Below are 13,736 nucleotides of genomic sequence, written 5' to 3' on the forward strand. Positions count from 1 at the left end.
TTTTCCATCGGTTACGCCATCTCCATCAGTGTCTGGGTTTAATGGATTAGTGCCATCTAGCTTTTCTTGTGCATTGGTTACTCCATCTCCATCACAATCGGCAGTATTCCAAGCAGAACTTGGTGCTAAAGTTTGACTTGCTAAAACAAATTTACACGGGTCTTTTGGATCGGTACCATCTGATTTTTCTTTTCCATCGGTTACGCCATCTCCATCAGTGTCTGGGTTTAATGGATTAGTGCCATCTAGCTTTTCTTGTGCATTGGTTACTCCATCTCCATCACAATCGGCAGTATTCCAAGCAGAACTTGGAGTTAAAGTTTGACTTGCTAAAATAAATTTACAAGGGTCTAATGCGTTTGTACCATCTGATTTTTCTTTTCCATCGGTTACGCCATCTCCATCAGTGTCTGGGTTTAATGGATTAGTGCCATCTAGCTTTTCTTGTGCATTGGTTACTCCATCTCCATCACAATCGGCAGTATTCCAAGCAGAACTTGGAGTTAAAGTTTGACTTGCTAAAATAAATTTACAAGGGTCTAATGCGTTTGTACCATCTGATTTTTCTTTTCCATCGGTTACGCCATCTCCATCAGTGTCTGGGTTTAATGGATTAGTGCCATCTAGCTTTTCTTGTGCATTGGTTACTCCATCTCCATCACAATCGGCAGTATTCCAAGCAGAACTTGGAGTTAAAGTTTGACTTGCTAAAATAAATTTACAAGGGTCTAATGCGTTTGTACCATCTGATTTTTCTTTTCCATCGGTTACGCCATCTCCATCAGTGTCTGGGTTTAATGGATTAGTGCCATCTAGCTTTTCTTGTGCATTGGATACTCCATCTCCATCACAATCGGCTGAATTCCAAGCAGAACTTGGTGCTAAAGTTTGACTTGCTAAAATAAATTTACATGGGTCTAATGCGTTTGTGCCATCTGATTTTTCTTTTCCATCGGTTACGCCATCTCCATCAGTGTCTGGGTTTAATGGATTAGTGCCATCTAGCTTTTCTTGTGCATTGGATACTCCATCTCCATCACAATCGGCTGAATTCCAAGCAGAACTTGGTGCTAAAGTTTGACTTGCCAATTTGAAAGAACACAAATCGTTTGGATCAGTGCTGTCAGTTACTTCTTTTCCATTAGTTACCCCATCACCATCACAATCTAAATCATTCCAATTGACAGTTAGAGTAACCGAATTCGATTGAGAAGAACAATTATCCGTTACAGTTACCGTATATGTTCCGGCAAGAAGATTAGAAACCGTAGCTGTAGTTCCTACTACAATATTAGACGCATTTTTCCAAGAATAAGTTAGTGTACCAACCGAGTTAGTTACTGTGCCAGCTGTTACTGATCCAGTATTACTTGAGCATGAAGCTTCAATTTTTGAAGAAGTAGCAAGTACTAAAGAAGCAGTTGGTTGAGTAATCGTAACCATTTTAGTAGCCACACATGTATTTGCATCTGTAACTGTTACCGTATAAGTATTTGCAGCCAATCCTGTAGCCGTAGCTGCTGAACCTCCTGAGGGCGACCAAGAATACGTATAAGTAGCTGTTCCGCCCGTTGCACTAATAGTAGCACTACCGGTAGATCCTCCAAAACAAGCAATATTAGTTTGAGATGATATAGTTAATGATAAAGCTGATGGTTGAGTTACATTAACATTAACTGTACCAGTACATCCGTTTGCGTCAGTAATAGTACAAGTATATGAACCTGCAGTTAGACCTGTACGGTCTTCTGTAGTGATACCCCCTCCCCAGTTGAATGTATAAGGACCAACTCCACCCGTAGGTGTTAAGTTGATTGCCCCATTTGATCCTCCGTTACAAGAAACATTAGTTACAACAGATGTTCCAGAAACAGCTACTGACGGTTGAGTTATTGTAAATGTTTTTAAAATTGATGAAGAATTAGCATCAGTAATTGTTACAGTATAAGAACCTGCGGCAAGTCCTGTTGCTATAGCATTAGTCCCACCAGAAGGAGACCAAGAATATGTATAACTTGGTGTTCCGCCAGAAGCTGTAACTGAAGCTGTACCATTAGAACCTCCAAAACAAGTTACATCAGTTTTAGACATTGCTGCGTCTAAAGCAGTATTGTCATTATCAAGTAGATTAACTATAGCTGATTTGCTACCAATATACAATGTAAGTGTTTCTACATTCTCAATATTACTATCATCAATTGTAGATACTGTTACTGTAAAAGATCCAATACCTCCAGGAATAGTTATTGTCCCATCACCATTATTAATGACTCCATTTGAAAAAACTAAAAGACTATTGTAATCTAAACCATTGGTCGAAGTTCCATCATACGAAAAAGAAAAAGTTTGGGGATTTCCTGTAGTTGTAGGACTTGTCAAATTAACTGTGTACACAATTGGATTCCCTTCAATGACATTTGCTGAGTTCACAGCTATTGATGATGGTTGCGGAGAATTTGCTAATTCTGCATTTAAAGCATCTAGCAGACCATTGGTTGCTGCATTTCCACTTCTATCTGTACCATCTGAGAATGTAAAAGTAGATGCATATGCCTTAAGCCCTAAAGAAGTACTTGTATTACCGACAGATCCACCTATTATTGTGTATTTGGCTATACTATTATTATATAAAGTTTGATTAACATTAACATCAAAAATAAATCCAAATACTTCAACTTTTGAACCTGTAGTTTCTCGAAAGTTAAGCGCACCAGCTAAAGAGTATTTAGTACCATCTTGCATTATAACATCTAAAATTCCACTTAAGTCATTTCCTTGCGTTCCGCCAAATTGCCCTGTTGATTGAGGTTGTCTGAAACTAACCCTGGCGATACCAACACTGGAAAGATTTTTAATACTACTTGTATTTTGAGTAGCAGATTTTTGTGTGCCTAAATAGCCACTGGAAAAGGTAAGGCTAACTCCTTGAGCTTTTATCTCACTTGAAAAAAGAAGTACGCCGAGCATTAACAAAGAGGTCAAATAAAAACCAAATGTTTGCAATGATTTTTTGAGACAATGTGAAATTATTTGAGTTTTTTTACTTAATTTCATAAAATAGAAAATTTATTAGTTTATTCATTAGTTTTTGTTAAAAAAAATGAGTTCAAATATATTTAGAGGTGGTTTATAAACATATTTAATGATTAATAGGTTAAAAAAAACAACCTATAAATTTTTAAAAAATGTATTTTAAGAAAGTAATTGCTTATGGTTAATGACTAGATAGATTATGAATTTAGTTAAGATTTTCAATGTATATTCCGTTTTTAGCGAAAAAAGAAGTGGAATCTTTAGAATAAATACAAGATCCAATAAATTTTAGCCAATAAAATTTTATCGCTTACAATATCTTTGATAAAATCATTTTGCTTGACTAGTCTGAATGGAAATGAGATTGTTATTTTATCCTTATTAATAACTAAGAATACCCAGTGCAGCAGATGAGATTATTAGCACAAGTATAGTAACTCAATTTAAAATAACTATTGGCAATACTTTCATAACTAAAACTAATTTACAAATAGTGTTTGGTTTGTTTTTAATTTCTAAATTTGTAGTCTAGTTTTAAAATCGTAAAAATTCAAGATTTAAACAATAAACAAAATATAAATATGGCATTAGCAATAACAGACGCTACTTTTGACGAAGTAGTTTTGAAATCAGACAAACCAGTTATGGTAGATTTTTGGGCAGCTTGGTGTGGACCTTGTAGAATGGTTGGACCAATCATTGATCAACTTGGAGAAGAATATGAAGGTAAAGTTGTAGTAGGAAAAGTAGATGTTGATGCAAATCAAGAATTTGCTGCAAAATACGGAGTGAGAAACATCCCAACAGTATTGGTATTCCATAACGGTGAAGTAGTAGGAAAACAAGTAGGAGTTGCTCCAAAGCAAACCTATGCCGATAGCTTAGACGCTTTGTTGTAATCATACAATTTTATTATATTAAAGGTTTGGCGAAAGTCAAACCTTTTTTGGTTTAAACCATTAATGTCTGTATTCTTTTTTCTTGTTTCTCTTTTCTTTTTTAATACATTTGAAGAATGAAGATTGAATCTCAAATAGAAAAAATTGCAAGTTTCCAGCATCTCGAAATGTTGGCCAATCAAATTGTGGAAGGATTCATTTCAGGGATGCATAAAAGTCCTTTTCACGGTTTTTCGGCTGAATTTGCTGAGCATAAAGTGTATAATGTTGGCGAAAGCACCAAACACATCGACTGGAAATTGTTTGCCAAAACCGATAGATTGTACACCAAAAAATTCGAGGAAGACACCAATTTGCGATGTCACATTATTATCGATAATTCATCATCGATGCACTATCCAAAACTTGAAAATCCCGCAAATTTTTATGAAAATAAGATTGGATTTTCGGTTTTAGCTTCGGCAGTTTTGATGAATATTCTCAAGAAACAGCGTGATGCGGTGGGTTTAAGCGTCTTTTCGGACTCCTATGAATATTATTCGCCCGAAAAAGGTAGCGATCGTCATCACCGAATGATTTTGAATGCACTCGAAAATCTCTTAGAGAAACCTAAAGCTCAAAAAAGCACCAATACGATCAAATTCTTGCATCAAATTGCTGAGAAAATTCATCGCCGTTCGATGATTATTCTTTTTACTGATATGTTTCAATCGGGTAACGAAGAAGCCTTGTTTACAGCCTTACAACATTTGAAACACAACAAACATAAAGTGGTTTTATTTCACGTAATTGATAATAAAACCGAATTGAATTTTGATTTTGACAACGCTCCAAGAAAATTTATTGACCTAGAAACTGGTGATGAGGTAAACCTTTTTGCCGAAAATGTGAAGGTAGAATACGAAAAAGGTGTGAATAGTTACTTTAAGAAACTAGCTTTGACCTGTTCTCAAAACAAAATTAAGTACATTCCGGTTGGTGTGGGCAATAATTTCGAAAAAATATTGACTACATATTTAGTTGAAAAACAAAACTTTGGATAAAAAACAAAAAAATATTGAATGTTTTTCGCAGAAATGCTTGTAGAAACGAAATTCTATAGTATCTTTGCCACCGCAATAAAGCAGAGGTTTGGTAGTTCAGTTGGTTAGAATACATGCCTGTCACGCATGGGGTCGCGGGTTCGAGTCCCGTCCAGACCGCTAAATTGGGTAAGAAGCGATTCAGAAATGAATCGCTTTTTTGCCCAATAAAAGCATCTAAAATAGTTGTGTTGTTTCGCTACGACTTTGTAACTCGTAGCACGGTTTAGTAGTTAGACCAATGAAAAGCTTTCCACTTTTGTGGACAGCTTTTTTGATTTTTAGGCTAATTCTAATGCTAACTTTTGGTCACTTAAAGTTTCAAAACAATCCTGATTTATTATCCCAAACAATCCAAACAAAAAGTCCTAAATACATCATACAAATCACAAACTTCATAAAACTGCTAGCCAGAAACCCAATAAAAGAACCTGTAGCTGCTTTAAAAGCTCGGCCGTGATCTTTATAATCATAAATGAGCTCGCCGATAAAAGCACCAACAAAAGGGCCAATAATAAAACCGAAAGGAATGGGCGCAAAAATTCCCACAATCAATCCGATATTGGTTCCCCAAATGCCATAGGAGCTTCCTCCAAATTTTTTGGTTCCTTTGGCAGGAATCACATAATCCAGTACTGATATTAAAACAGTAATCAAAAACGTAATTGCAAGAATCCAATAATTAACAGGAACAGCATTGGTAAAATAGAGTAAAACCAAACCAATCCAACTTAGACTTGGACCTGGTAAAACTGGTAGAAAGCTTCCAAAAACTCCTAAAACCATTAATGCTAAGCCAATTATCAGAAGTAGTAAATCCATAAAATATTTTTTTAGTATTTTTGAAAATTAAAGCAGTACTTTTAAAAAAAATTAAAGCTGCTTTTGTTTTGTTAACGAATATGAGGAAATTTATTCTAATATTATTTTTTTTGTCACAACTTTTTAGTTCCTGTCAGTACTTCGATAAGCAAGTGCCTTCAGAAAAGGAATTGTTGCAAAAGGAATTAAAAGCCATCAACTGGAAAGAAGTCGATGAATTTCCATCAGTCGCTGGATGTGAAAAAATAGAAAATAAAACCCTGCGCCAACAATGCTTTTTCGAGTATATGACTCAACTAATACAACAAAGATTGAGTGTTGACACCCTATCGATTCTTTATCCAGAACTGGACACCATAGAAGTAAAAGTAACTGTTTATCCTAACTCAAGAATTATATTTGAACCCTTATTTCCCAAAGATTCGGTGGCTTATGATAAAATAAAAATTGATAGTATTCTCAAAGCCCGTTTGGTTGGTTTTCCAAAAGTAAATCCCGCAATTAAACGTGGAATTCCAGTGAAAACTCAATTTATTCTTCCGGTTATTCTAAAAGTTGAGTAATTAATGCCATTTACATTTTCGCATCCAGCAATTGTTTTGCCTCTTTTAAGAAATAAAAATCTTTCCGCAACTGGATTGATAATAGGTTCAATGTCTCCTGATTTTGAATATTTTATTAGAATGAAAGTTGAAAGCAATATCAGTCACACATTTATTGGTTTACTATTTTTTGATCTTCCCATCGGATTTTTAGTTGCTTTGTTGTTTCACCAAATAATAAAAAAGAATTTAATTGAAAATCTCCCTCCTTTTTTTCAAAATAAATTGGCAACATTGAAGAACACGAAATGGGTAGATTATTTAAAAATGAATTTATTTTATGTTTTAATTTCAATTTTAATTGGGACGATTTCTCATATTTTATGGGATGCATTCACTCACCAATCAGGATGGTTTGTACAAAAAATGCCTTTTTTATCCCATCAAATAAACAATATTTCTTTATATAAAATATTACAGCATTTAAGTTCATTAATAGGAATGCTGTTTATTTTCTATTATGTCCATAAACTTCCAGTTGAAAAAAATACAATATTAAAGCAATATTGGAAATATTGGACTCTGGTTTTCGTTTTGACTTTTGTTTTTATGTCGATTCGATTGGGTTTTGGATTGTCGTTTAACCAAATTGGAAATGTAGTGGTAAGTCTAATTTCTTCAATAATTTTAGCAATGACTTTTGCTGGTAATTTCAAGAACAATGAAGTTATTTAGAAAACCGCCTTCCTTTCCATTCATACTTGCCAAACAAAGAATACAAAGCTACACTTACACTAAAAAAAGGATACAGCAAACTACTTATAAAATAATAAAGTGTTTTGTTTTTCAGGAATTGGTTTGTTTTATTTATTAAAACAAAATCAACAGTCATTTTCGCTAACAGTAAAGAAATCAATACATAAAAGTTGTCTTTTCCCAACAACCAACAACCAACAACCAATAACCAACCTGCATTTCCTCCAAAAACAATCAATCCTAAACCAATTCCAAAACGACTTTGATACGAACCCGTTTTTGAAGCCCAACGCACTCTTTGATGAAACAAGGATTTCCAGTTGTCAACCGGTTTTGTGATGACGATATTGTTTTCAGATTTTAAATAATGTACTTTTTCCGGAAATTGGGCAATTCCTTTTTGCAACAAAAAAACATCGTCACCACTGGCAATTCCATCATTTCCATCAAACCCATTTAAATCTTGAAAAAAAGATTTGGTGTAGGCAAAATTAGCTCCATTGCACATAAATCCTTTTCGGATTCCAAAACTTCCCATTGTTGCACCTTGCAAACTGGCCAAATCCAATTGTTGAAAATGATGTAAAAAGATATTTTCGCAATCATAAGTAACTGCTCCAGCAATCATCGAAACTTTGTGTAATTGAATATAATTATCTAATGCCGACAACCAGTTTTTATTAACGACACAATCCGCATCGGTAGTGATAATCCAATCATTTTTTGCTATTTTCATTGCTGTTGAAATAGCATCTTTCTTCGGAGAATTAGAAACCCGAATGTTATTTACAACCAAAACTTGAAACTTGAAACTTGAAACTTGAAACGCCTCACTGGAAAAATCATCCACCAGAATTGCTTCAAACAAATCTGTAGGATACTCTAATTTTGAAAGACTATCTAAAAGCTTTGGTAAATTTTCAGCTTCATTTCTGAAAGGAACCACAATCGAGAATTTGGTTTTGGGTTCTAATCCAAGATATTCAAAGGAATTTACTTTGGTAAAACCATAAATCAAAGTCAGTATTGTCAAGCAATAAATGAATAGGATTGTATATAAAGCCCAAATCATTGTTCAGTTTTAATTTTGAAATTCATCACATAATAACTGCCAATAACCACGGGCAAAACCACGTTCAAAAACCACATCAAGGTGCTGATGAAAACTACAATCCATTCGTTGACACCCAGAATTCCGAAGAAATAAACGGCAACACTTCCTTTTACGGCAAAGTCCAAAAACTGAAATGTAGGCAGAGAGGAAGCCAAAAAATAAACCGCTGCAATGGTTGCAATCATTGTAAAATAAGGTAAATCCACATCAAAAGCCAAGAACAAAAAATAATATTGGTGCGAAAAAACCAAGTAACGACAAATTGCCAAGAAAATATTTTTCTGATGAATGGATTTTGGAATTTCATTGATTTTGTGAATCAACTTTTCGATAGAATAGCCTTTAATGTTTATTTTCTTCAAAAAAAATAAAATTCCAAAAAGAAATAGGCAAATTCCAAATAGAATTAAAACTGTTTTTGAAGTAATGATGTTGTAATCTGCATTCAAATACAACAACCCAAATATTCCGAAAAACACCGACAAAATCATTTGGATTCCGTTGCAAATCAGGTTTAGAAAGACAATTGTTTTGGCTTTCGATTTTTCGAAAAACAATGCTTTTCCTGCGTATTCCCCAATTCCGTTTGGAGTGAATAACCCTGCTGTTAATGCTCCTAAAACTTGTTTGGTGGCTTCTGCTAAAGATATTTTGTGAAGATAGGAAACCAAATTCTGCCATTTCAAAATTTCGAAAAAACGATTCAGAACACTTAAAAGTAGGAGGAAGGCAATTCCAGTAATCGAATAATTTTTCTGGAACAAAAGGAGGAATTTTTGCCAATCGAGCTTGTCGTTATGAGCGAGCTGATTGTAAATAAAATAAAATGCACCACCAACAATCACAATTTTGATGATGAATAAAAGGGACTGTTTTGTTTTTGGAGAAATTGAAATCATTTTGGCAAAATAACGAATTAATCCGTGATAATTCGTTGAATTTGTTTTGAATGATTTTTTATCCATTTGACCTAAAAAAACAGCCCGAAACGGTATGCTTCGAGCTGTTTCTATTATGGATAACTTTAGATATTACAATCCATTTTTGGCTTTCCAATTAGTATATTCTGTAGAAATTAAAGTTGAAGGCCAGTTGCCATACCAAGAATATCCTGTTCTTCTTTCGACTTCGATTTCGGCTAGTGTGGCTTTTTTGATTCCATCTCTTCCACAGAAAAACGGCAAACCTGTATTCAAATCATAAAAACGAGCCCATAAAATTGCACCAGGAGAGGCAACTACAATAACATCCGTTGGGTTTGTAGTAGCTTGGGTTTTAATGTCATAAAGTTTAGCACTGTTAAACCAATCTACAGCGTCTTTTACAGCTTGTTTTACTGCAGGTGACGGACTTTCTACCATCATCAATATTCTTGTAATTCCTACTGATTCAGAACCGCTAACAGAAGGCAATTCATAAGCTCTTGCTGTTGCGGGCAACAAAGTTACTTCGTCGTGTTGGGCGCACCAAGCTGTTTTTTTACCCGCAGGTGAAGTAATTTGTGTTTTCAAAATAACATCAATTCCTTTCTCGAAAGCAGTAACTGCCATTGCTTTGTATTTAGGATTAACTACTTCTGTATCTTTTAGACTTTTAGAAATGTCCCACATTAGGTTCATCACATTACCCATGGCATTGTCATTGTATGTGATTTGGTGTCGGTATCCGCTTTTGTCTGGATAATATTGTGGCCATCCACCATTGGCATATTGTGCTGTGAACAAGAAATCAATTCCTTTTTCGGCTGCCGTCAAATAATTGGTGTTTTTAGATGATTTATAGGCGGCAAGCAAATATCTTAATTCTCCAACGGTGTGATTGTTGTCAATAGTAGTGTCGGTATTGCCTTTGGTGTTATTGGCGGTTGTCACTTCTGTGCTGGTCTGCGCACGGTCGTATCCTGTAAAATCATTGTAAGGTTCTTTAGGCCAACCTCCATTGTTTCTTTGCCATAACAACATATTTTCTGCTTTTAGGATGGTGGTAAAAGCGATGTTAGAAATGGTAAGGGTAAGTTGTCCTACTTTTCCGCTACCATCATTTGCTGTAGCATAAATGATAACTGTTCCGTTAGATTTTGGAGTCAAAAGTCCTGTTGCAGAAACCGTTGCAATGCCTGAATTAGTTGACCAAGTAACTGTTTTGTTAGTAGTATTAGCAGGTTGCACGTCTAAAGTAAGTTGCTGTGTTTGACCATCGGTGCTATTTACGCCACCCACTGTTACACTTGTGGCAAGAATAACTGGTACTGCTATTCCTGTAATGGTTATGGTAACTTGTTTCGAAATGCCAGAACCATCTTTTGCTGTGGCGGTTACGGTTATAGTTCCATTTTTTATGGGAGTCAAAACCCCCGTTTCTGAAATTACTGCTATCGTGGCATCCGAAACTGTCCAAGTAACAGCTTTGTTTGCAGCAGTGCTTGGAAGTATGGTGGTTGATAATTGTTTGGCAAGTCCATCTGTAATGGCTGTCGCATTGTTAATTGCAATAGATTTTACTTGAGTGTCAACAGCATCTTTATCGCTACTGCAAGCTGATAGAAATAGAAAGCCAACAAAGGCTATAATTATTTTAAGTTTATTCATTGAAATAGGGGTTAATAATTGAAATATTTTTATTAGTCGAATCACAAAAATAATAAAATTGCAATCGATTACACATTTTTAAGCAGATAAAATTTTGTAATGCCAAAATTTTAGATTAGTATTTTGACAAATCAATAAAAAAGGGATAAACTAGAATTTCAACTACCGTATTTTAATAACACTCCAATCGCTTAATTTCGATTCAAAAGATTTTCCTGTATTGGCGGGACTTGTTGAGGGTAAAGTGGTCAAAGAATAGTCTTTGTCCAGTTTTATGTATTGTTTGAAATAAGCAGCCGCTTTTTGTCCGTTGAAAAAGATGTGTTTGATGTTGGGATGTGTTTTCAAAAATGAATTAAAATCGTTGGGCACTTCCTGTTCAATGGCACTGTCCAAACTTCCTTCCCGAATACAGGTTTCTAAAACATCCCAAACGGCGATATGATTTTCTAATAAAAGACTTTTCCGCTGCTCATAATCCATAGAAAAAGGTCTGTCAAAAAGGCTGAACATAATTTTCCAAAAAGCATTTCTTTGATGGCCATAATATTGGCTTAAAGCCAATGATTGCGCACCGGGCATTGTCCCCAATATTAGAATTTTTGCCTTTGGATTTGAAATAGGTGGAAAGGAATATTTTATCATCAAACAGATTGTAATAGTATTTCAAATATAGCATTAAAAATACTTACATTTACTCTAGTCTAAATCAAAAAGTCAAGAGCTTTAGTATGAAAAAAAGAATGATAGGCATAATGGGGGCAATGCCCGAAGAAATAGAAGGAGTAGTGGGTTTGCTCAGTAATTGTGAAGTTAGATCGATGGGACAACGCTCTTATTTTACGGGACAAATCAACGGAATAGATGCCGTGGTGGTGTTTTCGAGATGGGGAAAAGTGGCAGCGGCAACTACGGTTACAACTTTGATTCACGAATTTAAAATAACCGAATTGTTGTTTACAGGAGTTGCCGGAGCCATTAGTCTAGATTTGAAAATTGGGGATATTGTCTTAGGCAAAAGGTTGATTCAACACGATATGGATGCCAGACCGCTGATGAAACAATTTGAAATTCCTTTGCTTTCTAAAACGTATTTAGAAAGCGATGCGACCCATTTGGCAACAGCCCAAAAAGCAATAGAAATCGTATTTGAGAATAAAAGGTTGCACACTATTTTTACTGAAGAAGATTTGAAGGCATTTTCTATTTCGGAACCTCGATTATTTATGGGTGATATTGCCAGCGGAGATCAGTTTTTTTCGAGTAACGAACAAAAAAACAATTTGAATGCCCAATTGCCAGCCGTTTTGTGTGTTGAAATGGAAGGTGCGGCGGTTGCTCAGGTTTGTTATGAATATGAAATTCCTTTTAGTATTATAAGAACCATTTCGGATGGGGCAGATGCGCAATCGCATATTGATTTTCCTTCCTTTATAAAAAAGATTTCCAGTAAATATGCTGCTGAAATAATAAAGAATATTTTTTTGGAGTTGTAGAATATATTATAACCAAAAACCAATCAAAATGGAAAAACTAAGCAACCAAGAAATCCAAGCAAAGCTATCTACCATTGATGCTTCTTGGATTGTAAAAGGAAAATTTATTCATCGGGAGATTCTTTTTAAAAATTTTATGGAAGCCTTTTCATTTATGACATCAGTTGCCTTAATTGCTGAAAAAGCAGCGCATCATCCGAATTGGAGAAATGTTTACAACAAAGTAACTATTGCCTTGAGCACTCACGATGCTGATGGAATAACCGATAAGGATTTTGCTTTGGCAAAGGAAATTGATAAGATATTGAAAAAGTAAATCCTAGTTGTGTGTGATGGCAAGGGAATGTAATTTTTGTCCAAAAGCCGGTTAGTAGCAGTTGTTATTCTTTTTGTCAAATTAGTCTTGTCCTTCAAATGTGAATTTTCCCGTTTTTTTGTCAAGAAATCCAAATTGACTATTATTATAGGCTATCCAAATAACTTCACTTTTTTTCTTTGAACTATCGGAGTCAAAGGCAAAATAAACAATTTTCGGTATCTTAACTTTGTATTCTCCAAGCTTGTTGTCAACTGATGGGTTTGTTTTCCAAATTAATTTACCTTTCTTGTCAATGGCACTAATTACAATTCGATTTTTGTCTATTATGAATTTATAACCTAAAGATTTGTCTATCAATGTGTCTTTAACAATTCTATTCTTTTCAATATAATGAGAAGTGTAAGTCTTTGTTTGTCCATAGGAAATTGTCGTCAAACAGACAGTTAATAATGTTAAAAGGAAGTATTTGTTTTTTGTCATTTTTTGTTGTTCTGTGTCGTCATTCCATTATCAACGTTCTGGCACTACAGCGGGTTTGGGATTAAATTAAGCCCTATTTTCGGATTTGCCAAATCATCCCAAATACAAAACCATTTTTCCATTAAGCCCAATGCCCAAATCCGTTGTAGTGGCTGTTAGCAGTAGTAAAGTGATGCTATTTGATATTTATTTTTTCGCAATAGAAATCATATTTTCCGTCTTCATAATCAAAAACGTGAAAATTGCAATTTTCCATTTGTCTATTCGTAATATTGTCGATTTGAAGTCCTGTTAGTTGTGGTAAACCGAGGTTTAGAATATCTTTATTATTGATGTTATAGAATTCAATAGAAATTTGAGAATTATGATTGGATAAATCTTGAGTCAAATATAAATTTAAGCATTGTAGAAATTTTTCATTTTCGGTTACTTCATTAGTTAATTCAATTTTTCTAATAAAGAAAGGAGTGATTTCGCCATTACTTCCTTTATTCCCTTTTAGGAAATCAAATTCATTTTCTTTCATAATCAATATTTTACTTTTAATCAGCCTTTTTAGGACGCGAGCTCTGGTTTTATTACTGCTAACTCTTAAATAAGTCTGA

General features: G+C 34.5%; 13 protein-coding genes, 1 tRNA gene and 1 pseudogene. 7 read left to right on the forward strand and 8 right to left on the reverse strand.

Going from position 1 to position 13,736, the window contains the following annotated elements; genetic code table 11:
* Positions 1-3,054 (reverse strand): annotated as a pseudogene (locus C3L50_RS14405) (hypothetical protein); the annotation flags it as partial.
* A 554-nt stretch (positions 3,055-3,608) separates the two neighbouring features.
* Here C3L50_RS14405 and trxA point away from each other — a divergent pair.
* From trxA to C3L50_RS14420, 3 genes are all read left to right on the forward strand, one after another.
* Positions 3,609-3,932 (forward strand): thioredoxin, encoded by a 324-nt coding sequence (gene trxA / locus C3L50_RS14410; RefSeq protein WP_394338033.1) that lies wholly within the window; start codon positions 3,609-3,611, stop codon positions 3,930-3,932.
* A gap of 116 nt (positions 3,933-4,048) precedes the next feature.
* Entirely contained in the window at positions 4,049-4,975 is a 927-nt protein-coding gene (locus C3L50_RS14415) for a DUF58 domain-containing protein (RefSeq protein WP_103806892.1), read from the forward strand.
* A gap of 85 nt (positions 4,976-5,060) precedes the next feature.
* Positions 5,061-5,134, forward strand: a tRNA-Asp gene (locus C3L50_RS14420).
* Between the two features lie 201 nt (positions 5,135-5,335).
* Here C3L50_RS14420 and C3L50_RS14425 read toward each other — a convergent pair.
* The gene (locus tag C3L50_RS14425; protein WP_103806893.1) at positions 5,336-5,836 is read right to left on the reverse strand and encodes a DUF456 domain-containing protein; all 501 of its coding nucleotides are present in this window, start codon (positions 5,834-5,836) and stop codon (positions 5,336-5,338) included.
* A gap of 80 nt (positions 5,837-5,916) precedes the next feature.
* Here C3L50_RS14425 and C3L50_RS14430 point away from each other — a divergent pair, with 80 nt between their 5' ends.
* Together C3L50_RS14430 and C3L50_RS14435 are read left to right on the forward strand one after the other, a co-directional pair.
* Positions 5,917-6,399 carry a hypothetical protein gene (locus tag C3L50_RS14430; protein WP_103806950.1) on the forward strand — a complete coding sequence of 161 codons (483 nt, stop codon included), beginning with the start codon at positions 5,917-5,919 and terminating at the stop codon, positions 6,397-6,399.
* 3 nt (positions 6,400-6,402) lie between these two features.
* Positions 6,403-7,113, forward strand: coding sequence for a DUF4184 family protein (locus C3L50_RS14435; RefSeq protein WP_103806894.1), 711 nt, complete (start codon positions 6,403-6,405; stop codon positions 7,111-7,113).
* Here the strand turns inward: C3L50_RS14435 and C3L50_RS14440 are convergent.
* The 4 genes from C3L50_RS14440 to C3L50_RS14455 form a co-directional block, all read right to left on the reverse strand.
* Complete coding sequence (locus C3L50_RS14440) at positions 7,106-8,206, reverse strand: glycosyltransferase family 2 protein (protein ID WP_103806895.1); 1,101 nt, start codon at positions 8,204-8,206, stop codon at positions 7,106-7,108. The two genes, C3L50_RS14435 and C3L50_RS14440, sit on opposite strands and share 8 nt — an antisense overlap.
* Positions 8,203-9,147, reverse strand: coding sequence for a hypothetical protein (locus C3L50_RS14445; RefSeq protein ID WP_103806951.1), 945 nt, complete (start codon positions 9,145-9,147; stop codon positions 8,203-8,205). The genes C3L50_RS14440 and C3L50_RS14445 overlap by 4 nt, the downstream gene beginning before the upstream one ends.
* 132 nt (positions 9,148-9,279) lie before the next feature.
* Positions 9,280-10,836 (reverse strand): pectate lyase, encoded by a 1,557-nt coding sequence (pelA, locus tag C3L50_RS14450; protein WP_103806896.1) that lies wholly within the window; start codon positions 10,834-10,836, stop codon positions 9,280-9,282.
* A 162-nt stretch (positions 10,837-10,998) separates the two neighbouring features.
* Complete coding sequence (locus C3L50_RS14455) at positions 10,999-11,481, reverse strand: DNA-deoxyinosine glycosylase (protein WP_103806897.1); 483 nt, start codon at positions 11,479-11,481, stop codon at positions 10,999-11,001.
* A gap of 86 nt (positions 11,482-11,567) precedes the next feature.
* Between C3L50_RS14455 and C3L50_RS14460 the strand changes: the two genes are divergently transcribed.
* Together C3L50_RS14460 and C3L50_RS14465 are read left to right on the forward strand one after the other, a co-directional pair.
* A complete protein-coding gene (locus C3L50_RS14460; protein ID WP_103806898.1) occupies positions 11,568-12,332 on the forward strand; it encodes a 5'-methylthioadenosine/adenosylhomocysteine nucleosidase in 765 nt (254 codons plus the stop codon).
* A gap of 28 nt (positions 12,333-12,360) precedes the next feature.
* Positions 12,361-12,648, forward strand: coding sequence for a 4a-hydroxytetrahydrobiopterin dehydratase (locus C3L50_RS14465; RefSeq protein WP_103806899.1), 288 nt, complete (start codon positions 12,361-12,363; stop codon positions 12,646-12,648).
* Positions 12,649-12,729: 81 nt separating this feature from the next.
* On the opposite strand, the gene C3L50_RS14470 is transcribed toward C3L50_RS14465, so the two are convergent.
* Both C3L50_RS14470 and C3L50_RS14475 read right to left on the reverse strand, forming a co-directional pair.
* Positions 12,730-13,131: a hypothetical protein gene (locus C3L50_RS14470; protein ID WP_133158896.1), complete on the reverse strand. Its 402-nt coding sequence runs from the start codon at positions 13,129-13,131 to the stop codon at positions 12,730-12,732.
* 175 nt (positions 13,132-13,306) lie between these two features.
* Entirely contained in the window at positions 13,307-13,657 is a 351-nt protein-coding gene (locus C3L50_RS14475; protein WP_103806901.1) for a hypothetical protein, read from the reverse strand.
* Between the last annotated feature and the right edge of the window lie 79 nt (positions 13,658-13,736).

The organism is Flavobacterium alvei, from assembly GCF_002920895.1.
GTDB classification, from domain to species: Bacteria; Bacteroidota; Bacteroidia; order Flavobacteriales; family Flavobacteriaceae; genus Flavobacterium; species Flavobacterium alvei.

Excerpts from the sequence above, each read along its gene's own strand:
- C3L50_RS14415 (WP_103806892.1), top strand. The coding sequence starts at position 4,049 with ATGAAGATTGAATCTCAAATAGAAAAAATTGCAAGTTTCCAGCATCTC.
- C3L50_RS14425 (WP_103806893.1), bottom strand. The coding sequence starts at position 5,836 with ATGGATTTACTACTTCTGATAATTGGCTTAGCATTAATGGTTTTAGGA.
- C3L50_RS14430 (WP_103806950.1), top strand. The coding sequence starts at position 5,917 with ATGAGGAAATTTATTCTAATATTATTTTTTTTGTCACAACTTTTTAGT.
- C3L50_RS14435 (WP_103806894.1), top strand. The coding sequence starts at position 6,403 with ATGCCATTTACATTTTCGCATCCAGCAATTGTTTTGCCTCTTTTAAGA.
- C3L50_RS14440 (WP_103806895.1), bottom strand. The coding sequence starts at position 8,206 with ATGATTTGGGCTTTATATACAATCCTATTCATTTATTGCTTGACAATA.
- C3L50_RS14445 (WP_103806951.1), bottom strand. The coding sequence starts at position 9,147 with ATGATTTCAATTTCTCCAAAAACAAAACAGTCCCTTTTATTCATCATC.
- pelA (WP_103806896.1), bottom strand. The coding sequence starts at position 10,836 with ATGAATAAACTTAAAATAATTATAGCCTTTGTTGGCTTTCTATTTCTA.
- C3L50_RS14455 (WP_103806897.1), bottom strand. The coding sequence starts at position 11,481 with ATGATAAAATATTCCTTTCCACCTATTTCAAATCCAAAGGCAAAAATT.
- C3L50_RS14460 (WP_103806898.1), top strand. The coding sequence starts at position 11,568 with ATGAAAAAAAGAATGATAGGCATAATGGGGGCAATGCCCGAAGAAATA.
- C3L50_RS14465 (WP_103806899.1), top strand. The coding sequence starts at position 12,361 with ATGGAAAAACTAAGCAACCAAGAAATCCAAGCAAAGCTATCTACCATT.
- C3L50_RS14470 (WP_133158896.1), bottom strand. The coding sequence starts at position 13,131 with ATGACAAAAAACAAATACTTCCTTTTAACATTATTAACTGTCTGTTTG.
- C3L50_RS14475 (WP_103806901.1), bottom strand. The coding sequence starts at position 13,657 with ATGAAAGAAAATGAATTTGATTTCCTAAAAGGGAATAAAGGAAGTAAT.